The organism is Lysinibacillus sp. RS11 (assembly GCF_042019215.1).
In the GTDB taxonomy this organism is placed as follows: Bacteria; Bacillota; Bacilli; order Bacillales_A; family Planococcaceae; genus Lysinibacillus; species Lysinibacillus xylanilyticus_A.
Window position 1 is genome coordinate 1,341,030 of record NZ_CP168124.1, and the last position, 21,429, is coordinate 1,362,458.

22 protein-coding genes and 1 riboswitch are annotated in these 21,429 nt (G+C 37.2%); of the genes, 15 read left to right on the forward strand and 7 right to left on the reverse strand.

Annotated elements, in window-relative coordinates; all coding sequences use genetic code 11:
• Window positions 1-74 precede the first annotated feature (74 nt).
• The 9 genes from AB9L17_RS06545 to AB9L17_RS06585 all read left to right on the forward strand — a co-directional run bounded on the left by AB9L17_RS06545 (window position 75) and on the right by AB9L17_RS06585 (window position 10,768).
• Window positions 75-1,142, forward strand: coding sequence for a D-alanyl-D-alanine carboxypeptidase family protein (locus AB9L17_RS06545; protein ID WP_083226884.1), 1,068 nt, complete (start codon window positions 75-77; stop codon window positions 1,140-1,142).
• A 513-nt stretch (window positions 1,143-1,655) separates the two neighbouring features.
• The gene (locus tag AB9L17_RS06550; protein WP_068983001.1) at window positions 1,656-2,387 is read left to right on the forward strand and encodes a pseudouridine synthase; all 732 of its coding nucleotides are present in this window, start codon (window positions 1,656-1,658) and stop codon (window positions 2,385-2,387) included.
• A gap of 339 nt (window positions 2,388-2,726) precedes the next feature.
• A complete protein-coding gene (resA, locus tag AB9L17_RS06555) occupies window positions 2,727-3,260 on the forward strand; it encodes a thiol-disulfide oxidoreductase ResA (protein ID WP_068983000.1) in 534 nt (177 codons plus the stop codon).
• Between the two features lie 12 nt (window positions 3,261-3,272).
• The gene (gene resB, locus AB9L17_RS06560) at window positions 3,273-4,949 is read left to right on the forward strand and encodes a cytochrome c biogenesis protein ResB (protein WP_068982999.1); all 1,677 of its coding nucleotides are present in this window, start codon (window positions 3,273-3,275) and stop codon (window positions 4,947-4,949) included.
• On the forward strand, window positions 4,946-6,133 hold the full coding sequence (gene ccsB, locus AB9L17_RS06565) for a c-type cytochrome biogenesis protein CcsB (RefSeq protein WP_068982998.1): 1,188 nt from the start codon (window positions 4,946-4,948) through the stop codon (window positions 6,131-6,133). The genes resB and ccsB overlap by 4 nt, the downstream gene beginning before the upstream one ends.
• A gap of 180 nt (window positions 6,134-6,313) precedes the next feature.
• Window positions 6,314-7,030, forward strand: coding sequence for a response regulator transcription factor (locus AB9L17_RS06570; RefSeq protein ID WP_049668637.1), 717 nt, complete (start codon window positions 6,314-6,316; stop codon window positions 7,028-7,030).
• Complete coding sequence (locus AB9L17_RS06575) at window positions 7,023-8,798, forward strand: ATP-binding protein (protein WP_068982997.1); 1,776 nt, start codon at window positions 7,023-7,025, stop codon at window positions 8,796-8,798. Before AB9L17_RS06570 ends, AB9L17_RS06575 begins: the two co-directional genes overlap by 8 nt.
• Window positions 8,799-8,924: 126 nt before the next feature.
• Window positions 8,925-9,458: an RNA polymerase sigma factor SigX gene (sigX, locus tag AB9L17_RS06580; protein WP_068982996.1), complete on the forward strand. Its 534-nt coding sequence runs from the start codon at window positions 8,925-8,927 to the stop codon at window positions 9,456-9,458.
• The gene (locus AB9L17_RS06585) at window positions 9,455-10,768 is read left to right on the forward strand and encodes an RNA polymerase subunit sigma (protein WP_068982995.1); all 1,314 of its coding nucleotides are present in this window, start codon (window positions 9,455-9,457) and stop codon (window positions 10,766-10,768) included. Before sigX ends, AB9L17_RS06585 begins: the two co-directional genes overlap by 4 nt.
• Window positions 10,769-11,238: 470 nt before the next feature.
• On the opposite strand, the gene AB9L17_RS06590 is transcribed toward AB9L17_RS06585, so the two are convergent.
• Complete coding sequence (locus AB9L17_RS06590) at window positions 11,239-11,367, reverse strand: hypothetical protein (RefSeq protein ID WP_375200231.1); 129 nt, start codon at window positions 11,365-11,367, stop codon at window positions 11,239-11,241.
• 69 nt (window positions 11,368-11,436) lie between these two features.
• Window positions 11,437-11,630, forward strand: a riboswitch (FMN riboswitch).
• A gap of 222 nt (window positions 11,631-11,852) precedes the next feature.
• On the opposite strand from AB9L17_RS06590, the gene AB9L17_RS06595 reads away from it, so the two are divergent.
• The 3 genes from AB9L17_RS06595 (at window position 11,853) to glnA (ending at window position 15,501) form a co-directional block, all read left to right on the forward strand.
• Complete coding sequence (locus AB9L17_RS06595; RefSeq protein WP_068982994.1) at window positions 11,853-12,440, forward strand: ECF transporter S component; 588 nt, start codon at window positions 11,853-11,855, stop codon at window positions 12,438-12,440.
• 155 nt (window positions 12,441-12,595) lie between these two features.
• Window positions 12,596-13,942 (forward strand): sodium-dependent transporter, encoded by a 1,347-nt coding sequence (locus tag AB9L17_RS06600; RefSeq protein ID WP_068983485.1) that lies wholly within the window; start codon window positions 12,596-12,598, stop codon window positions 13,940-13,942.
• 224 nt (window positions 13,943-14,166) lie between these two features.
• On the forward strand, window positions 14,167-15,501 hold the full coding sequence (gene glnA, locus AB9L17_RS06605; RefSeq protein WP_068982993.1) for a type I glutamate--ammonia ligase: 1,335 nt from the start codon (window positions 14,167-14,169) through the stop codon (window positions 15,499-15,501).
• 110 nt (window positions 15,502-15,611) lie between these two features.
• Here glnA and AB9L17_RS06610 read toward each other — a convergent pair whose 3' ends face one another.
• Both AB9L17_RS06610 and AB9L17_RS06615 read right to left on the reverse strand, forming a co-directional pair.
• Window positions 15,612-16,703, reverse strand: a complete 1,092-nt coding sequence (locus AB9L17_RS06610) for a hypothetical protein (protein ID WP_223553003.1) — start codon at window positions 16,701-16,703, stop codon at window positions 15,612-15,614.
• A gap of 86 nt (window positions 16,704-16,789) precedes the next feature.
• Window positions 16,790-16,924, reverse strand: coding sequence for a hypothetical protein (locus AB9L17_RS06615; protein WP_375200232.1), 135 nt, complete (start codon window positions 16,922-16,924; stop codon window positions 16,790-16,792).
• Window positions 16,925-17,211: 287 nt separating this feature from the next.
• On the opposite strand from AB9L17_RS06615, the gene AB9L17_RS06620 reads away from it, so the two are divergent.
• Window positions 17,212-17,385 carry a sporulation protein Cse60 gene (locus AB9L17_RS06620; protein ID WP_223553004.1) on the forward strand — a complete coding sequence of 58 codons (174 nt, stop codon included), beginning with the start codon at window positions 17,212-17,214 and terminating at the stop codon, window positions 17,383-17,385.
• A gap of 356 nt (window positions 17,386-17,741) precedes the next feature.
• Here the strand turns inward: AB9L17_RS06620 and AB9L17_RS06625 are convergent, their stop codons facing one another.
• Both AB9L17_RS06625 and AB9L17_RS06630 read right to left on the reverse strand, forming a co-directional pair.
• Window positions 17,742-18,128: an NUDIX hydrolase gene (locus AB9L17_RS06625; protein WP_068982991.1), complete on the reverse strand. Its 387-nt coding sequence runs from the start codon at window positions 18,126-18,128 to the stop codon at window positions 17,742-17,744.
• Between the two features lie 39 nt (window positions 18,129-18,167).
• Window positions 18,168-18,353 carry a hypothetical protein gene (locus tag AB9L17_RS06630; protein WP_375200233.1) on the reverse strand — a complete coding sequence of 62 codons (186 nt, stop codon included), beginning with the start codon at window positions 18,351-18,353 and terminating at the stop codon, window positions 18,168-18,170.
• A gap of 297 nt (window positions 18,354-18,650) precedes the next feature.
• Between AB9L17_RS06630 and AB9L17_RS06635 the strand changes: the two genes are divergently transcribed.
• Window positions 18,651-19,514 carry an AraC family transcriptional regulator gene (locus AB9L17_RS06635; protein WP_068982989.1) on the forward strand — a complete coding sequence of 288 codons (864 nt, stop codon included), beginning with the start codon at window positions 18,651-18,653 and terminating at the stop codon, window positions 19,512-19,514.
• A gap of 61 nt (window positions 19,515-19,575) precedes the next feature.
• On the opposite strand, the gene AB9L17_RS06640 is transcribed toward AB9L17_RS06635, so the two are convergent.
• Window positions 19,576-20,103: a GNAT family N-acetyltransferase gene (locus AB9L17_RS06640; RefSeq protein WP_068982988.1), complete on the reverse strand. Its 528-nt coding sequence runs from the start codon at window positions 20,101-20,103 to the stop codon at window positions 19,576-19,578.
• A 448-nt stretch (window positions 20,104-20,551) separates the two neighbouring features.
• On the opposite strand from AB9L17_RS06640, the gene AB9L17_RS06645 reads away from it, so the two are divergent.
• Window positions 20,552-21,049: a GNAT family N-acetyltransferase gene (locus AB9L17_RS06645; RefSeq protein WP_375200766.1), complete on the forward strand. Its 498-nt coding sequence runs from the start codon at window positions 20,552-20,554 to the stop codon at window positions 21,047-21,049.
• Window positions 21,050-21,077: 28 nt separating this feature from the next.
• Here the strand turns inward: AB9L17_RS06645 and AB9L17_RS06650 are convergent, their stop codons facing one another.
• Window positions 21,078-21,344, reverse strand: a complete 267-nt coding sequence (locus tag AB9L17_RS06650; protein ID WP_317853380.1) for a Parvovirus coat protein VP1-like protein — start codon at window positions 21,342-21,344, stop codon at window positions 21,078-21,080.
• Between the last annotated feature and the right edge of the window lie 85 nt (window positions 21,345-21,429).

Genomic DNA, 21,429 nt, shown 5'->3' on the forward strand with positions numbered 1-21,429 from the left:
GCCGAGGTATAATGCTTTGCTTTAAACATAAATATAATCTAGATTTCCAATTACTTTTAATAAGGAGTGGCTCGTTGCTTCGGTTAGTACGTTTAATATTGTTCATGATAGTTGTGGTAATGTTAATGCTTCCGCAAACCAGTTTCGCACGAGGGGGGAGTGGATATGCTGTCTTAGATGGTGATACGGGTCGTGTTTTATTAGCGTCAAATAGTGATGCACGGTTACCAATTGCTAGCTTAACAAAAATTTGGACAGCGCTCGTTGCTATCGAAAATAGCAATCTTCAAGATGAAGTGGTTATTTCTCCGAGGGCTGCAATGGCTGAGGGTTCGTCAATTTATTTGCAGGCAGGTGAAACAGTTACGGTGGAAACACTGTTATATGGGTTGATGCTACGCTCAGGAAATGACGCAGCAACAGCGTTAGCAGAACATGCCGGGGGATCAGTAGAAGGGTTTGTAAAGTTAATGAATGAGCGAGCCGTTGTTGCAGGTCTCACAAATACAGTATTTATGAACCCATCTGGCTTGCACCATGATGAGCATTTATCATCTGCGAGAGATACTGCTGAGATGCTAAGAATAGCTCTGCAAAATGAAACGTTCAAGAAAATTGCCTCAACAGTTTTATTTCGTGCCAATACTGAAAACGGGATGTTATGGGAAAATAAGCACCGATTATTACGAGAAGGGTCAGGGGTTGCTAGTGACATAGACGAGAGACAACAACCTGTCAGTGCATTAAAATCAGCAAAAGGCTCAGCATTTGCCGGAAAAACAGGCTTTACAAAGGTCGCTGGTCGGACCCTCGCAACCGCCTTCCAAAAAGACGGGCAAACCTGTATTGTTGTCACCTTGAATGAATCAGATGACTGGAATGTACATCGGGGATTAGCCAACAAGGTGTGGGAAGAGTATAGTCTTGAAACAGTAGTGAAAAAAGGTAAATATAATGTGAACAAAAAACTTGCAATACGTTTAGAGCAGCCAATTCGTTTGCAGTTAACTAATGAGGAAAAGGCTAAAGTAAGGCAAGTATTACATGTTTCTAGGAAACGTCAGGAAGCTGTATTATCCATTTTTATCGGTGATCAGCGTATTTATGCAACGCCAGTAACTGTTGAATCAGCGGATCGTTAAAAGCGATGCGCTGATTTTTTTCTTTTCATTCAGCAATTTTTTTGTGGCGAAAGTTTCAGTCGATGGTGGGATACTAACTGGAATTATGGAACTCAGTCTAAGCACAACACGACCTGCGACTAATTATCGTGCTCAACAACAATACATCAGTCGGGTTTTATTAAAATTTTCATAAATGAAAGCGATTTGCTATTGGACGAACAGAGTATACTAGAAATAAATGAGGGTTTTGAATATAGTGAGACTTTAATCCGTGTATCCCAACCTGTTTCTTGCCTGTTAAAGTGGATAAATTGAAAGAAGTTAAAGCCTCCGGCGGATGTCACAGAATCGGCTTTGTGCAAGCACAAAGCCGATTCTGGACGCAATTATGCCGAGGCATAATTGATTAATGCACAAAAGTATGACATAATTTTCACAGATTAGCGGGAAAAATAACCTTATTCCTAATAAATGAATAGGGTTTAAATTTTGGTGTTTAAACCAAGGTGAATGAAAACTAGAGGTGAAAGAATGGAAAGATTACAAAAGGTCATTGCGTATGCAGGAGTTGCGTCAAGACGTAAGGCAGAGCAATTGATTTTAGAAGGTAAAGTAAAGGTAAATGGAGTCGTAGTACGTGAGCTTGGTACAAAGGTTTCCAACTCAGATACGATCGAAGTAGAAGGCGTTAAGCTTGAGAAAGAAGACAAGGTTTATTATTTACTATATAAACCACGTGGAACGATATCGGCTGTAACAGACGACAAAGGACGCAAAACTGTCACAGATTTGTTTAAGCATATTCCACAACGTATTTTCCCAGTGGGCCGTCTTGATTATGATACATCTGGTTTATTGTTGTTGACAAATGATGGCGAATTTTCATATATGCTGACACATCCGAAGTTTAAAATCGACAAAACTTACATTGCTCGTGTCAAAGGTGTTCCAACGATCGAAGGTTTAAAAAAGCTTCAACGCGGGATTAAACTAGAAGATGGCAAAACTGCACCAGCAAAAGTAAGTATGACTTCTTTTGATGAAAAAGCAGGCAAGGCAATCTGTGAAATTACTATTCACGAAGGACGAAATCGTCAAGTGCGTCGCATGTTCGAAGCAATCGGTACTCCTGTTGTGAAACTGAAACGTGAGCGCTTTGCCTTTTTAGATTTATTTGGACTAACACCAGGGGAATATCGTGAATTGACAAAGCATGAAGTGAAACAATTGCGAGTGTTAGCAGAGACAGGACAAATCGGATAACCGGGCATTTACTTATGAAAGTGAAATATTACTATGTGAATAGTAATGTTTTCACTTTCTTTGTGGTGAAATCGTTCATAAATCATTCATAATTATTAGCTAAGCGTTTTTGTTTTATTTTGCTATAATAGGTGAGAATAGTACATCAAGATTATCCTGTTGAAATCGTTTCCATAATTTTGGTGTTTGGCGTATAAGCGAATGACTATTGTAGAATTTGGCAAACATAAATGTTGTAAATTAGACGGTAAAATCTATACATATATCAATGTTTGTATGAAAAGCTTAGCGTCAAATAGAAGTTACTCTAAGCCGTAATTGATAGGGGGGTTTATTAACTTGGAGAAAAAGAAAAAACGTCTCGTAATACGTACCATTATTTTAGCAGTGTTAGTATTAGCAATTGGTTACACGGTATACGGAACAGCGACAAAGGATAAAGTAGAGTTAATAGCAGTAGGCTCTGAAGCACCAGACTTCACGTTAGTAGATTTAAACGGTGAGACACATAAGCTGTCTGATTATAAAGGGCAGGGAGTGTTTTTGAACTTCTGGGGAACGTGGTGTAAGCCATGCGAGAAGGAAATGCCTGCAATAGACCGTCAGTATAAAATCTATAAAGATCAAGGTGTACAAACATTGGCTGTCAATATTGCCCAAACAGATTTTGAAGTACAAAGTTTTGTTGATAGATACGATTTAACGTTCCCAGTTGTTATTGACAAAACAAAAAGCGTTATGACTGCCTATAATGTAGGTCAATTACCTGCAACACTCCTTATTGATCCAGATGGTAAAGTAGTCAAAATTATTACTGGTGAGATGACGGAGGAAAAAATTGCTTCGTATATGGAATTAGTGAAGCCAAAATAAGGAGTAATGACTATGGAAAACATCATTTGTGCGTGTGGTCATAGTAACCCATATGGCACGAAGCTTTGTGAGAAATGTGGTCGTCCTTTAACTGAGGAAGGTAAAGAAACAAAAGTTGTAGATATGCGCTATGATGGTATGGCGATTCGTTCAAAAACGTATAACAAAACATTTATTGATAAAATTTGGAATTTCTTCTCGAGTGTCAAAGTGGGAATTACCCTCATTATTATCACGTTAGTCGCTGCGTCAATTGGAACAATTCTACCGCAAGAAATGTATGTTAATGCTCCAGAAGCTAACAAAGCAGAGTATTATGAGAAAGTGTATGGTTGGTTTGGCAAATTCTACAATAGCTTAGGCCTTTCTGATTTGTACAGTACCGTGTGGTTCCAAGTTTTAGTAGGTATGCTTGCGATCTCTATTATTGTTGCGAGTTTAGACCGTGGTATACCATTGCATAAATCTTTGAAAAATCAACGCGTTAAACGTCATGAAAGTTTCATGAAACGTCAACGGATCATTGCAGAAGGACAAGTGCAAAACCCTGACGCAACACTAGATAAAGTTGAGCAAAAAATGACTCAATTAAAGTATAAGGTTCGTCGCGATGGAAGTGCACTGTTAGCAGAGCGCGGCCGTTTTGCTCGGTATGGTCCATACATAAATCATGTCGGTCTTATTATCTTTTTAGCAGGTGTTATGTTGCGTTTAGTACCTGGTTTTCATGTGGATGAGACGATTTGGATCCGTGAAGGAGAAACACGAGCTATACCAGGTATGGACGGCTATTTTATTAAAAATAATGAATTTACTTTGGAAACCCATGACAATAAGCCACAGGGCGAACAATTGGCTCAAGGTGTAAATGTTATGGCGAAGAACTACCAAACAGACGTTACATTATACAAACAACCTGAGGGTGCTCTTCCGGGGGATTTAGACAATCTTGAGAAAGTGAAGGATTATTCGATTCGTGTTAATCATCCGTTAAAAGAAAATGGTTTTGCGCTGTATCAAATGAATTATCGTCTTAATGAATTAAAGCAGATGAATTTTAATTTGGTGAGTAAAGCAAACGAAGAAGAAGCACTTGGTCAAATTGAAATTGATTTAACGAATCCTAAAAAAGAATATGATTTAGGAAATGGTTCATCAGTTGAAATTCTTGTTTATACACCAGATTTTTCTGGTTTTGAAAATGGAGAACCACAGACAAAAACATCAATACCAAATAATCCAGCATTTTTATTTAGAATGAAAACACCAGAAACTCCAAAAGGTGAAGTAAGTTTTGTAGAAATTATGAAGCCACCGCTTGAACCACTTGGTGAAAACAAATATAGAATGAAATTTGCTGGTGCAGAAACACGTGATTCGTCAAACTTTACAATTCGTAAAGATAGTACAGTACCAATTTTATTTGTAGGTGGTATTATTTTTATGATTGGTGTAGTGATTGGATCGTATTGGAATCACCGACGTTTATGGTTACAGGTGGAGCCAGATGGTCGAGTGTTAATGGCTGCCCATGTGAATAAAAATATGTTCAGTATGAAAAAGGATTTAGATGCCGTTACTTCATTTGCTGAACTGCCGCAATATGAAGATCAATTAGAAAAGCCTGAAGACGCCGAGAAGTCAGAAAAGCGTGGCATTAAGAAAAAGGAAGGTGACAGCACCTTATGAGTTTGATTGATATAAGTGGAAACTTGTTATTTGTAGCCTTTATAGCTTATTTAGTAGCAACATTATTATTTGGTGGTTCGATAAAGCAATCGAATGCTACAGGCAAAAATACTGATAAATGGGGCAAGCTTGCAATTATTGTTACAATTATTGGTTTCCTATCGCAGCTTGGTTATTTTATTACTCGTTGGATTTATACAGGTCATGCACCTGTGAGTAATATGTTTGAATTTACCACTGCGTTCGGGATGTTCATCGTAGGGGCATTCATCCTAATTTATTTTATTTATCGACTAACAGCACTTGGCTTGATAGCGTTACCAGTTGCGTTACTGATTATCGCTTATGCAGCAATGTTCCCAACTGAAGTAAGTCCATTAGTTCCATCATTACAAAGTCACTGGCTAACAATTCACGTTATTACAGCTGCTTTAGGTCAATCGATTTTAGCGATTAGTGCTGTAGCAGGACTAATTTATTTATTAAAAGTAGTTGATTTGAAAAAGCCTTCTAAACAACGTTTTTGGTTAGAAGCAGTAATGTTCTTCCTTGTGGTAGTAATTGGTTTCGTAATTGCTACTTCAATTTTTAGTGGGATGGGCTATGAGTCAAACTATACTTATGTTGATAAAGAAGGCACTGAACGTCAAATTACCTACAATATGCCGCCACTATTTGGGATGAATGAATATAAGGCAGTAGAAGAACATGGCATGTCTCCATTAGTAGAAATGCCAGCGCTCATAAATGCCAAGAAATTAACAACTGTTGTTTGGTCATTATTAGTAGGTTCAATCCTATACCTGTTAATTCGTTTAATTACTCGACGTCGAATTAGTGCGATGTTCCAACCATTTGTCCAAAGAGTAAATTTACATTTAGTAGATGAAATCGGTTACCGTTCAGTGTTAATTGGTTTCCCAGTATTTACGTTAGGAGCCTTAATCTTTGCAATGATTTGGGCACAACAAGCGTGGAGTCGTTTCTGGGGATGGGATCCGAAAGAAGTGTGGGCACTTATTACATGGTTATTCTATGCAGCGTTCCTACATTTACGTTTATCTAAAGGCTGGGAAGGTGAAAAATCTGCATGGTTAGCATTAATTGGTTTCGGAATTATTCTGTTTAACTTAATTGCTGTTAACTTGATTATTGCAGGTTTACACTCATACGCTGCAAGTTAAACTGAGATGAATCCGTTTTAAAAAAACTGATTAATTTGAGCACATATGAGATTTTTTACGTCGCTAGTATTAGAAAGAAAGCCTTCTTGCTGTGGCAAGGAGGCTTTCTTTTCTTTTCAATATGTGTTGTACCATGTACAATAGAGGGTAGAGAAAGATTAGAAGAGAGGGATCGTGAAAGTGTCAGAAAATATTTCAGTATTAGTAGTAGACGACGAGGATCGTATTCGACGCTTATTAAAAATGTATTTAGAGCGAGAAGGGTACCTTGTTGACGAAGCAGAAAATGGTGAACAAGCGATCGAGAAATCTTTAGAAAAAGAGTATCATTGTATTTTACTAGATATTATGATGCCTGAAAAAGACGGGCTTGAAGTATGTGCGGAAATTCGCGAACGAGCAGCAACACCGATTATTTTATTAACTGCGAAAGGCGAGGAAGCGAATCGTGTACAAGGCTTCGAGCTTGGAGCGGATGATTATATTGTAAAACCATTTAGTCCTCGTGAGGTTGTCTTACGTGTGAAGGCTATATTACGTCGTTCACAAGCATTCTCACCTTCGACAAATGCATCTTCTTCAAAAGATTTAGTTGTGTTCCAACATTTAATGATTGATCATGATGCTCATCGTGTAACAGCAGAAGGTATCGAGGTGAATTTAACGCCTAAAGAGTATGAATTACTTTATTTCCTAGCGAAATCGCCAGACAAAGTATTTGACCGTGAACAATTACTAAAAGAAGTTTGGCATTATGATTTCTTTGGCGATTTACGTACAGTTGACACACATGTAAAACGTTTACGCGAAAAGCTCAACCGCGTATCTGAAAACGCTGCAAAGATGATTGTTACTGTATGGGGCGTTGGCTACAAATTTGAGGTTGTCAATGAATAGAATATGGAATAGTGTTGTCGGGAAGCTATGGGTAACCATATTGCTTCTCGTTTCATTTGTATTGTTTGTTTTCACGGTTTTAATGCTCGAGTTTCTTCAAAATTACCATATGCAGCAAGCAGAGAGCTCTTTGCGTCAAATAGCAGCAACCGTAGCAAGTATAGTAGATGATAATGAAACAGCGGAGTCGACTTCTGAATTATTAAAAGAAATTTTACCTGAAAGTACGAATGCGCTTATTGCAATTAACGATGACGCAGTAACGTTTGCTTTGCAGGAAGGTGTAAATAAAAAAGAAATACAAGATACGATATTAGCTAATAAATCTTTCCACGAAATTTTTCAATCCGATGAACCAATCATTGAAGAAATGATGATGCCGTCTTCTACAGACAAGGAAACAATGGAATCATATGTCGTGCTTGGTTTCCCATTAAATGTAGAAAATGCAGTACATGGAGCGGTCTTTATTTATCAAAGTCCAGATGTGCTACATAATACATCGAAAGAAACGACGAAAATTGTCATTTTATCTGCTGTCATTGCCTTTGTCCTTACGACATTCTTTGCCTTTTTCCTATCATCACGAATTACGTCACCATTGCGAAAAATGCGTGAATTGGCGTTTGAAATTGCTAAAGGAAATTTTGAAGCGAAAATGCCTACAACACAAAATGATGAAATCGGCCAGCTTGCTGTTGCTTTTAATCAAATGGGACGACAATTGAAACACAATCTAGAGGTTATCAATCAAGAAAATGAACAGCTATCAAATATTTTGACATCGATGACTGATGCGGTTATTACGTTTAATCGTGATCGTACAATATTATTAAGCAACCCACCCGCAGAGCGTTTAATGCAAAAATGGTTTGTCAATAAAGGCTCCCAAAGTGCTAAACCAATCCCGCCAGAGCTTTATCATATGCTTGATCATGTCCTGATGTTTGAGGATAAGCTTGAAGAAGAAATCGAGATGGATGGAAGTTACTATACGTTTACGATTAGCCCCCTTTATAGTGGTGAATCGATACGTGGAGCCGTGGCAGTTATTCGTGATATGACTGAGCAACATCGTTTAGAAAAACTACGTTCAGACTTTATTGCTAATGTGTCTCATGAGTTACGGACGCCAATTTCGATGCTTCAAGGCTATTCGGAGGCCTTAATGGATGATGATTTTATTCAAGATCAAGAAGAACGAAATGAGATTACCAAAATTATTTATGATGAATCAAAACGTATGGGACGCCTCGTTACAGATTTATTAGATCTTGCACGTATGGAATCCGGTCATATGACTCTTTACAAGGATGAGCTCCCAATTAATTCAACATTTGAACGTATTACTCAAAAATTTGCACAGGTTGCAAAAGAGAAGCATGTACGTCTAATATTTGACAGTGAATTCAAAGACGAAGCTACGATTAATATAGATGAGGATCGGATTGAACAGGTGTTAACGAATTTAATTGATAATGCTCTCCGTCATACTACTGAAGGATCAGTAACAGTTAAGGTTGAGAAAGAGCCGACTTTTTCCAAAATTTCTGTTCAGGATACAGGGCATGGCATCCCACAAGAGGACTTACCATATGTTTTTGAACGTTTCTATAAAGCAGATAAGGCTCGTACACGTTCCAAAGGTGGAACTGGCCTAGGTTTAGCTATTGCTAGAAATATTGTCAAGGCTCATTCAGGCAATATTATGGTAGATAGTGTGCTGAAAGAGGGTACTACCTTCACGTTTTATTTACCATTCGATTAATACATCACTACTAACTTTTTCAGCGGACGCAATTATGCTGAGGCATAATTGATGAAGTGGTATTAATTGGATGTAACTTCTGTGAACATTTAGACGACAAATATAATAGAACGGGGGTGGAGTGCTTTGAATGACTCCGTGTTCCATCGACTATACGATGAATACCATCAAGACGTGTTCCAGTTTCTTATTTATTTAGTAAAAAACCGTACACTTGCTGAGGATTTAGCGCACGAGGTTTATGTTCGTGTATTACGTTCATATGATCAGTTTGCAGGAAATAGCAGCGAAAAGACATGGCTTTTTGCTATTGCTAAAAATGTCGCGATTGATCATTTTAGAAAGCAAGCTGTGCGTCAAAAACATTCACTCGACTTTTTTGATTGGGAAACGGAACAGCTACATTCAACCACACCATCACCGGAAGATATGCTGCAAGCTAGTGATGAATTTATGCAGGTACAAACCGCACTTGAAAACTGTACAGGTGACCAAAAAATGGTCATTATTATGCGCTACTTTCAAGATTTATCGATTGCAGAAACAGCGCAAATACTAGATTGGACAGAAGCAAAGGTAAAAACCACTCAGCATCGTGCCATAAAATTTTTAAGGCAACAGCTACAACAGGTTAGAGAACAGGAGGCGAAACGGCAATGACGCATAATCAATTTGATGATGACCAACTTGAACATGTATTAAATAATGCCCCTAAGCTTTCTGACCGCCGTTCGAAGGAAGAAGTATTAAATAGATTATTGGCAGATACTCGCTTACAGGATAATATCCATCTTCAAAAAGCTATACAACAACCAATGGATGACGAAAAAATATTCAAAGAGCAACAACAAAATAGTCATACGCAACAAGAAAGTACCAAAACCGCTACAATAAAGAAGAACGTTCGTAAATGGCCTATTTTTCTGAGTGGTGCAGCTGTTTTCGCCCTTACAGTACTTGTGGGGTCTATGTACATGAATAATAAAGAGGTAAATATGGATCAAGCTAATGCCCCTGATACTTCTCAATATTCTACAATACAGGATAATCGGGCTGCAAAAAGCTTTGAAAACGATGACGATATTATAGAAACTGACATTGTATCAAAATATTCACGTATGATGTCACTACGGTCATCTGTTTATGAGGAAGATTTAACAAACGCAGTGGTGTTTCGCATTGGTTTGGCAAACCGTGATAAGAAAAGTGTACCAATGACATACATTATTCCGAACGAACGAGTTGCTACTGATTTTGGGAAAAAGAAGCCTACAACATTGCAAATGTATGAAAAGTATGCACCACAAATTGATGAGGAAGAAAAGGGCTTTACTAATTACCACCCGTATAAAGGCGAATTGAAGGAGAAGGACGATAAACTTGTTCATGTATTGCCGAAAGAAAATGACTATGATGTTGCTTCTGCGGATAATAGCGAATACGTTGGAACAGTACAGGATACATTCTCAGACTCAGAGTATAAAGATATTGAGATTGAAATTGAAAATCCAGATGATACAGCTGATGAGCCTCCTCAGAAAGAAGGGGAGCAAAATCAGTCTATCGCATTAACAAGACAAAATCATTCTAATTATTATTTATATAAAGATGAAAATGGGGCTGAGTATTTATCACCTGATTCTAGCAAGACTTATTCTACTGTAACAGAGGCTCTTATCGATATGGGGAATAAAAAAGATGATGGATACGTTCCGGTCGTTCCTGAACAAGTGACATACACTGTGCAAGAGGTAGCTGAAGGTGTTGTCGTTACATTTAATGAGCCACTGGATTTAACAACAATGGATGCCGTTCGCGCAACTCAATTAATTGAAGCGATGATGCTCACTGCTGCAAGCTTTGATCAACAAGTACGTCTAGATAATGTTGTACAGGAGAGCTGGGAGGGATTTGATTTGAAAAATTTCTTACCAAAGCCTGTGGGAGCCAATAAACAATATATGCCATAAATAGCATAACGTTAAACTTAACAAATAGATGAACAAAAATTTTCAGGAGCATTCTCGCCGCTGTATGTGCAAGAATGCTCCTGTCCATCTATGAACTACTTATTTAAAGCTAGGGATGATACTTGTTAAAAAAAGACCATTTAAATAACATAGTGACTACTCGGAGCAAATCATAGCGTCATAGATGAGACCTAGAGCAAGCCGATAGAAGAATGGAAAGCAACCCTGAGTTATGGTGATGAGCCAGTTTATGAGGCAAAACATACAAGTTTAATCGGGATCTTTTATCTTCTTTCAGTAAATGTTTTTTGTAGCGAAAGTAAAGCGTCGGCTACAGAAGTCTCTCACCTCTATAGGTGGTGAGATGAATGCGGTTTTAAGCAACATTTCAGCGGGTGTACAATATCCGCTGGAATAGAGAAACTCAGTCTAAGAACGCCACGTCCTGTGGCAACGACTGAGTGACCACATCATGTTGCCGCTGCCGCTTCGCTTTCGCGCAGATCTTTTGCTGACGCTACGTTGGCACTGCGCTTTCGCACAAAAAACATCTGCAGGCCTAAGCATAAAGCCGATTCCGGGCAATTATGCCGAGGCATAATTGATGAAAAGCTATTTACTTTTCCCTAATAATTCATTATAGTAAAGTTATAAAACAAAAAATATTGATTCATCTTCGGGGCAGGGTGAAAATCCCGACCGGCGGTAATAGAGTTGTAAGTCGCTAATGTTTTTAAGACACATTGGCTCGAATGATTTACTAAAGACTCTTCAGCCCGCGACCTGTGCAAAGTTTTTTTGCATGGCTGACTTGGTGTAATTCCAAGGCCGACAGTTAAAGTCTGGATGGGAGAAGATGGAGGTGCGATCGTCATTCATTGTTATGAATTTAGCTATGTACGAGCGTTTTTTTCGATGTGTCTTCACACAGTGCTTGCTCAAAAATAGCTAATCAATGGCGTTTATTAATCATGCCTATTCTCCCTTATGCTCTTTTGCATAAGGGTTTTTTCGTAATAATAATTGATAAGGTCGTGGCCTTTCTTCTTGCGAGATTGAATCAGCAAAGAGGAGAGAGTTTTCAATGAAGAAAAATTTGAAACTTCAATCGTTTATTACGATTGGTATGCTGAGCAGTATTTCGTTTTTATTAATGCTTTTTAATTTCCCGATTCCGCCATTCCCAGCGTTTTTGGAAGTGGATTTCAGTGATATGCCAGCATTGCTAGCTGCAATCACAATGGGACCGGTAGCCGGTATTTTAGTAGAATTATTTAAAAATGTGTTGGACTGGATTTTCTCAGGTACGCCAACGGGAGTACCGGTAGGGCATATGGCGAACTTTACAACAGGAATTTTATTTATTTTACCAGTGAGCTTTGTTTTTAATCGCTTCAAAACGGTTAAAGGTCTTGTTGGAGGTTTAGCTGCTGGAACAATTATTATGGCAGTAGGAATGAGCCTTCTGAACTATGCAGTATTTTTACCTATGTACACTTACTTTTTAGGTATGGAGCCTGTTGTAGGTGATTCACTATATAAAATGATCGTAGCTGGTATCTTGCCATTTAACATTGTGAAAGGTATTTTAATTACTATCATCATGGCGTTACTATTCACAACAATGCGTAAATGGATTATTAATCAGCGTTCCATGTACTTAACAAAATAATTAGGTGAAACCTCGAGTTGTAAGTTGCTCGAGGTTTTTTATGTGAGAATGTTAAACAAGAATTGAAGTGACGGGTAGAAATTTATCATCTAGTCGGTTTTAGTATTTTAGTGTAAAATAAGGAAGAGTTTAGAATGTTAGAGGAGTTTGAAGAGATGAGTGAACAAAAGAGTCAGTGGTCTAGTAAACTAGGCTTTATTTTAGCGTCGGCAGGAGCTGCAATTGGACTGGGGGCAATTTGGAAGCTTCCGTATGTTACTGGACAAAGTGGTGGGGGAGCGTTTTTCCTTATTTTTGTTTTCTTTACGTTGTTAATTGGTTTACCGATGCTATTATCAGAATACGTTTTAGGTCGTGGAACACAGTCAGAGGCTGTGACTGCATATAAAAAAATTGCACCAACAAAAACAGGCTGGGCATGGGTTGGCCGAATGGGTGTGCTGGGCTGTTTTTTGTTGTTAACTTTTTACAGCGTTGTAGGAGGCTGGATCTTTATATATAGTGGGCTCGGTGTAGCTGGGGCTGTTATTGATCCTGCGAATGATCCTAGTGAATTATTTGGAAAGATTGTAGGAACGCCTTGGATTACATTACTAGGTTTAGGCTTGTTTACGCTGATAAATGTACTTGTCATTTCACTTGGTGTGCAAAATGGTATAGAGAAGGCTAATAAGTGGATGATGCCCTTATTATTTATCATGTTTATAGTGCTTGTTGTGCGAGCGGTAACATTAGATGGGGCAATGGAAGGTGTTAAATTCTTCTTGTGGCCGGATTTTTCCAATATTACTGGCAAGGCTGTATTAGAAGCGTTAGGGCAGTCCTTTTTTGGTTTAGCAGTAGGGTTTTCTTGTCTTGTGACGTACAGTTCATATTTAAAAAAGGATGTGAGTTTGCCTAACTCGGCGGGCTCTGTTGTACTCTTAACTGTGCTTGTATCGTTTTTAGCAGGATTAGCGATTTTCCCTGTTGTGTTTGCTTTTGATTTAGAGCCTGCAGCTGGACCAGGTTTGCTATTTATGGTTCTGCCAACAGCGTTTAGTCAAATGCCATTTGGTGAAATATTCTTAGCGATGTTTTTATTATTATTTTTATTTGCAACGCTAACATCTTCCTTCAGTTTATATGAAATTATCGTAGCCGCATTTATTGAAAAGGGTCGTATGTCTCGTTCTGCATTGGCGATGTTGTTAGGTGTAGTAGTCTTTATTGCTGCAATCCCAGCAGCGCTTTCATCGAGTACATTAGCAGATGTATCGATCTTTGGGAAAACAATTTTTGATGCAACAGACTTTTTAGTATCAAATTTAATGCTTCCGTTAGGCAATTTGTTGATCGCTATCTTTATTGCCTATGTAGTGGACAAAGAATTTGTGAAGAAGGAACTGTTGATAGGTAGTCAAATGGGACAGGGGTTCTATTCAATATATCGTCTATTGATGTTAATCGTAGTACCTGTTGTGATTATTGTTGTGTTAGTCAATATGCTTTTACAATATTAAAGAGAGTAGGTTGTATTTCATTTAACTGGAATACAACCTACTTTTTTAATTGAGAATCAACGAGTGTCCTTGCATCCTATCCATCTCAAAATAAGATTACTATATTCGAAAAAATAGATGTAAGGAAAAATTACATGTCTATTGCGTTTTCTGTCCTTTTAATGTATTTTTAAAACAGTTACAAAGAAATGATGTTAATAAATATTACATTGGAGTGGTGGAAAATGAAACATTATACAAAAGAAGATATTGTACGTCGAGTGAAGGAAGAAAATGTGAAATTTATTCGCCTACAATTTACGGATATATTAGGAACGATTAAAAATGTTGAAATACCAGTTAGCCAATTAGAAAAAGCATTGGATAATAAAGTGATGTTTGATGGTTCATCTATTGAAGGCTTTGTGCGAATTGAAGAATCAGATATGTACTTACGTCCCGACTTTAGCACCTTCGTGATTTTTCCTTGGACTGCTGAAAAGGGGAAAGTGGCACGCTTTATTTGTGATATTGCTAGACCAGATGGTACACCATTTGAAGGTGATCCCCGCTCAAATCTTAAACGAATTTTAAAGGAGATGGAGGAGCTAGGTTTTACTTCATTTAATTTAGGACCTGAGCCAGAGTTTTTCTTATTTAAGTTAGATGAAAAAGGACACCCAACACTTGAGCTAAACGATAGTGGAGGATACTTCGATTTAGCTCCGACAGACCTAGGTGAGAACTGTCGTCGTGATATCGTATTAGAGCTAGAAGAAATGGGTTTTGAAATCGAAGCCTCTCATCATGAGGTTGCCCCTGGTCAGCATGAGATTGACTTTAAGTATGCAAGTGCTATCGAAGCCTGTGATAATATTCAAACGTTTAAACTTGTTGTAAAAACAATCGCTGCACAGCATGGACTGCATGCAACCTTTATGCCAAAGCCATTATTTGGCGTCAATGGTTCCGGAATGCATTTCAACTTATCCTTATTTGAAGGGAATAAAAATGCGTTTTATGATGAAAATGCAGAATTACAATTGAGCCAAACAGCCCGTAGTTTTATGGCAGGAATTATAGAACATGTACATGGTTTTACAGCAATTACAAACCCACTCGTTAATTCCTATAAACGCTTAGTGCCTGGTTATGAGGCCCCTTGCTATGTAGCATGGTCTGCTCAAAACCGTTCGCCACTTATTCGGATTCCAGCCGCACGAGGGCTTTCAACACGTGTCGAGCTTCGTTCTGTCGATCCAGCAGCAAACCCATATTTAGCGATGGCCGTTATTTTAGCATCTGGGCTCGATGGAATTCGCAAAGATCTAACCCCTCCAGACGCTGTAGATCGAAATATTTATAAAATGACACGAGATGAGCGAGAATTAAATGGCATTGACAGTCTCCCGGCATCATTGGAATATGCACTCATCGAACTAGAAATGGATCCTATTGTACGTGAAGCACTTGGAGATCATATCTTTGAGAAATTTACAGCTGCTAAAGAAATAGAATGGAATAAATACCGTACACGTGTCCACGATTGGGAGCGGGAAGAATATTTGAAAATGTATTAGAAGGGAGTGTTGGGGCTTTAGTGCTCCAACGCTTTTTTGATCTAAAATGCGAGGGATTGAGTGTCAAAGAAGAAGGCTATCCCAATTTTTCATAGATAGGGATAGCCATTTTAGTTAGGTAGTTCACTTTGGATAATTAATTTGGATTTTTCATTTGGGAGTTCTTGGTCATAGATATAAATATCATTTTCAGCTGAAAATCTAAAAAAATAACGTGTTTCTAACAAACCATCCTCAACTAATAGATGATCCTGTATCTTAAATTTTTTATAGTATCCATTTTCATTGAAATATAAAAATACTTCATTATTAAAGTCAGTGTTAAGTTCACTTACCGAATCAATATCCGAAACAACTTCTTGCGAATGATTGGTCGCAGCGTCATAAAAAATTAGCTTACCATCACCAGTTGAAGGTTCAGATGGGTCGTCAAATGTTAGATAAACCCATTGTTGATCATTCAGAAGCCTTGTCCAACCAATAAATTCATAAGAACTCTTAAATTCTTTTATTTCTTTACTTTTCACATCATACAAATAGATATATCCAAAATGATCTTTTTTATCAGTAAATAATAATTTTCCATCCTTTGCAGACAAAGATGTAAAGCTATTTAAATTAAATATACTTGTTGTTTCGCCTGTTTTGAGATTCTTAAGCATAACTTCCGCTTTTTCACTTTTTCTGTCCATTTTAATCCATGCTGCGTAGTCCCCAATTAGTACAGGAAAATCATTAAAAACATTTTCTTCATTTTCTTTCGTCAATGGGTGAATTTCTTGTGTCTTTAAATTCATAAAATATGGATTTAGCTGCCACCCACTTTCATCGGCATCTACCCACAATAACCAATTATCATTTAATTCTACCCCTTGAACTGATGGCATATCGAATTTGCTATTAAATATTGTTTTGTATTTCTGAGTCTTACGATTGTATTGAACAATTTTATTATCAAGAGAAGGGCTCTTTTGATCTACGCTCATATAAATATAGTCAGCATTACCCCTATATGAGTGAATATTAGTAAAAGGTACGTCTACGGTTTTATTAAAATCTTTATCGATTATTTGATAATAATTTGAACTTTGGGGTTTAATCAAAGATCTATTTCCCTGTACACCATAATATACGGCTTTAAAAACAATGAATAGGAAAATAGCTACACATGATAGTATTATTGTTCTCTCAATTATTTTCAATTGAACCTCTCCGTTTAGATTGATTAAAAGAAGATTTCTCTGTTTGCATTTTAAGTGGGAAATGTTCCATGCTCATTGATTATATTTTACCATATAAACGGTTCATCACCAAAACGTGTGGTTGATTTCCGTTCCGACTGGGCGCTTTCCTGGGGGCGTCCGGTGAGCCGCTTCACTCGCGTTGCTCGCTCCAGGGTCTCATCTGTGACGCTGATCCCCAAGGAGTCACCCAGCCTCCACTCCAATCAACTTATTTACATAGTATATGTTTTAACAAATGTCATCCACAATTTTTGGTGATGAGCCATATAAACGGCACATTACCTATTTTTGGGTTTTGGCTGTGGGTGACACTTGTTGTACGTAATTAGGGATGATATGAACTACTTTAATTAAAATGGAGTATGATGTTTTAACACTTTTTATGAGTCAGGCTTACTACGAAAGTATCTTGTTGTGACAAATACTTCCTCTTAATCTATGATTAGAAGAAAAGGGGGAATATATAATGCAGGCGACTCAAGTAGTAACCATCCAAAATAATGATATTGTGCAATTTGAAAACGATATTAATAACGCTCTTTTAGATTTAAGTGATCATTTAATAATAGACATAAAATATAATACGCTATACATTGGGGAACAAACTGTAATTCATTCAGCTTTAATTATTTATAAATAGTGAGTGGGAATTTTCTGTAGTGTACTCAAAAGTGGATGGTGTAGCTTGTTAAAAATTTATTTGTTAATAATTTCCGAAAGGGTTGACAAGCGAGATGTAGGGCAAAGTAATTGAAAAGATATTTCCCAGGCAATCTGAGCTAAGGGATTTTCTAGAAAAATGACTATTATAGGTCCACAAAAAATCAATATATTAAATTCGATGATGAATCGATATACGATGCGGTGATTGAGAAAATAAAAATCAAATGAACATTGTTATGGGAAAATACCCGCATGAAGAAGCAAATCTATTAATCATATGTGCTTCTACTTATAGTTAATTCTAAGTCATGTTCACTTGAGCATGACTTATTTTTATAAAAATAATGATAAAAGAAATTGCCTGTCTTCAGGGAAAGTAAGTGTTAAATCCATTAATTCGTCTTTTGATTTCCACGCAATTTCATAAATCAATTCATCAGGATCATGGATCGTCATTTGTCCGCCAGTAATGATTGTTTCAAAATAACGAACTTCTACTTCGTCATTATGTTTATGTAATACTTCTCTGACGATGTCTACTACAAATCCAGTTTCTTCATAAACTTCGCGTTTACAACATGACTCAAAATTCTCAGTAGCTTCTTTTCCACCTGATGGTATGGCCCAAGTTTTAGCTTCTTCTTTAGTACCTTGCAAAACCATTAATAATAGATTGTCTTTATTTAAGCAAATACCTGCAGCTCCTTGCCATTTAACCAATATTAAAACCTCCGATCTAATTCTGTCTTTTAATTCTATTTATAACCAATTATACCAACCGTGTTCCTTCGTGAAAAACGATGGTGCCGCTGCCGCTTCGCTTTCGCGCAAAAAACATCGTGCCGCTGTCGCTTCGCTTTCGCGCAAAAAACATCGTGCTGCTGCCGCTTCGCTTTCGCGCAAAAAACATCTGTTGCCCCGAGACCCTGCAGCGAGGCGGCTCATCGAACGCTCCCAACCGGGACGGAAATCAACCTACGTTATGGTGATGAACTTCTTAATTTATCACAGGACGTGATGATTTTAGCCTTCGTTCCTCTATCGCTGATCCCCAAGTAGTCGCTCAGTTTCCACTCCAATCAACCTATATACATAGAATACGCTTTAACAAATGTCATCCCTAACTTTTGTGTGATAAGCAAATAAAAAATAAAGCTATCTTTTTAACCAGTCCAAAGTTAGCATAAAAAGACAGGAATAACTAATTATGATGTTTTAAGCTATAAACAAGGAGTGAGAGCAATGAGTTGGATTGAGTCGATTCAAAAAGCAATTAATTATATTGAGGAGCATTTATTAGATGACATCACAATGGAGCAAATCGCACGAGAGGTAAATTCTTCGGTCTTTCATTTTCAACGGACTTTCTCAATTTTAACGGATATGTCGATTGCAGATTATATAAGACGAAGAAGATTAACTTTGGCTGCACAGGAATTAATAAATACTGAGCAAAAAATAATCGATCTCGCCTACAAATATGGCTACGACTCTCCTGAAGCTTTCACAAAGGCATTTCGGAAGCAGCATTACGTAACGCCTAGTGAAGCAAGAAAGAAGCAAGGACAACTACAATCATACAATCGCCTGGTCATCCAGGTAAGCCTGAAGGGAGCAGAACCAATGAAGTATAAAATCGTAGAAAAAGAAAAGTTTCAAGTGGTAGGGGTAAAAAGAACATATAATTGTCAAAATGGTGAGAATACGAGAGAAATCCCTAAGTTTTGGGATGAGATTAACAGCAAGGGGATGGATCATCAATTATTTTCATTAAATAATGGAGAAATTAAAGGGGTGCTTGGCGTCTGTGCACCAAATGCCAGCGAACAAAAAAATGGTTTTATTGATTATTGGATTGCAACGGATCATATCGGGAATGCCCCAGAAAATCTGATGACAATGGAAGTACCAGCATCAAAATGGGTTGTGTTTGAAGTACACGGCCCTATGCCGGATGCTATGCAAAATACTTGGAAACAAATTTACTCTGAATGGTTCCCGTCTAATCCATACGAACCTACTGGAACGGCTGAGCTTGAAGTGTACTCGGACGAAGATCCATTTAGTCCTGACCTTTATTCTGAAATTTGGATTCCGATTAAGTAATAACGATTGAAAAAGCCAAGAATGTTCATAGGTAACATTCTTGGCTTTAATATTTTTCACATCAATTTTTTAATAAAGAATAAACATTAATGTCATAAAAAGATTCTTTTGATTCTTCATATTCTTGAAAGGTTCCTTCAAAAGTAAAATTCAATTTCTCTAATACTTTTATAGAATTTATATTGCCAGGCTCTACCTTTGCTTCAATTTGATTTATGTCTAAAGTGGTGAAAGCATAATCTATCAAAGCTGATATACTTTCTGGTGCATAGCCCTTTCCCCAATAAGCTTTAGCAAAATCATAGCCAATTTCTGCTGTAGCGCTCTTAACGTCAAAAGAATTGAATCCACAAGAGCCGATGATCTCATTTGATTCCTTCTCAATAATTGTAAAGCGAATAGCTTTGCGCTCCTCAGTTAATTCGTCAAAAAGCTCAATCATTTCCTTTACTTGCTCTTCATAGGTAAAATTAGTGATGTTCATAAATTTTGTAACTTCTGGGTCTGACCAAATATTAAATAAACTATGTGCATCAGCCATCTTCATTTTTCTTAAATATAATCTTTTTGTGTTAATTTGTTCTATCAATACCTTTACCTCCAAGTTTTTAAATAAGTTTGGATGAAAAATATTGCTATCTGCGCATAATTCAGTCCCTTCAAATTTTATGTACCTATTATACAGCATTTCAATATTAAACAATAATTCTAGTAATTGCTAAAATGCTATACTGTATGAAGATAGATCAAAAGAATTGAGGAAATGATAATGATCAAGGTAACCACCGAGAATTATTCGATTATCAAAGGAACAATAGGAAGGGCGCCAACATTTGTCTACAGCATACTAGATCAGGTAATAGAGGGCGCTGTCTATGCTGACAACGCGAGCTTTCAATCACTACTATTTCAAACCAACTCAGGAATATACTATGTTTATGGCGATTCGTTCAGCGAGGCATTAGTAAGTAAACTCGTGACTTGAACAAAGGAAACGTTTCACATTATTCTCTTATTCAGATGATTGGAGCGCAAGAATTGAGCAACGATTAAATGGTTGTGTGAAAAAACTAGAAAGATACACTTTTAGCTTTGATATAAATGCTTATAACAATCGAGAGAAACGAAATTCACTTGACTACGATTATATTAAAATCAGCCAACATCAAATTGATCAATGTTTAGAATTTGACAGTAAATATTATGAGGAATACTGGGGTTCTACTAGTAATTTTCTTGAAAATGGTTTTGGTTTTTGTCTGCGGCATGGAGACAAAATTATTAGCGAAGCGGTTTCCATTTTTAAATCGTATCAATTTGCAGAGATTGATATAGTTACTGATCCGAATTATAGAGGAAAAGGATTAGCAAGCTTCATTGCAGAGAAATTTATTGATTATTGCCTCATAAATGATTTACAGCCTTGTTGGGATTGCGATATTCAAAATCAAGGATCTTATCATTTAGGCACTAAGCTATGCTTTTCTAATCCAAAAAAATATACAGTTTTTTATAAGGAGAGGCTCACGTTGTAGAAATAACATCGTGAGCTTTCTTTATTGTTTAAAAAAACCTTTTACGCATTTCGAAAATATTGTAAAACAATTTAGCATCTCTAGCCATTTTATTATTAGCGTTCATTCGTGGCAGTAAGCAGTTTTGGAACATTTCATCGCAATATCTTGTTCTACCATATCGAGCATAACATTCGTCGTGTAATTTGCAGCATGAATCTACAGCATTAATGGGTTCACCTGGTCCTGAACATCCTGGTCCACAGTATCTATAACCAGGGTAGCAAAAACCAAATTTTCGTTGTCTGAACATCATCTAATCTCCTTTTCTAAAAGATAATTGTTACTATAAAATATGGAATTTTTGCTTTTTGAAGGGGATTAAAAACTAAAGTATTTAA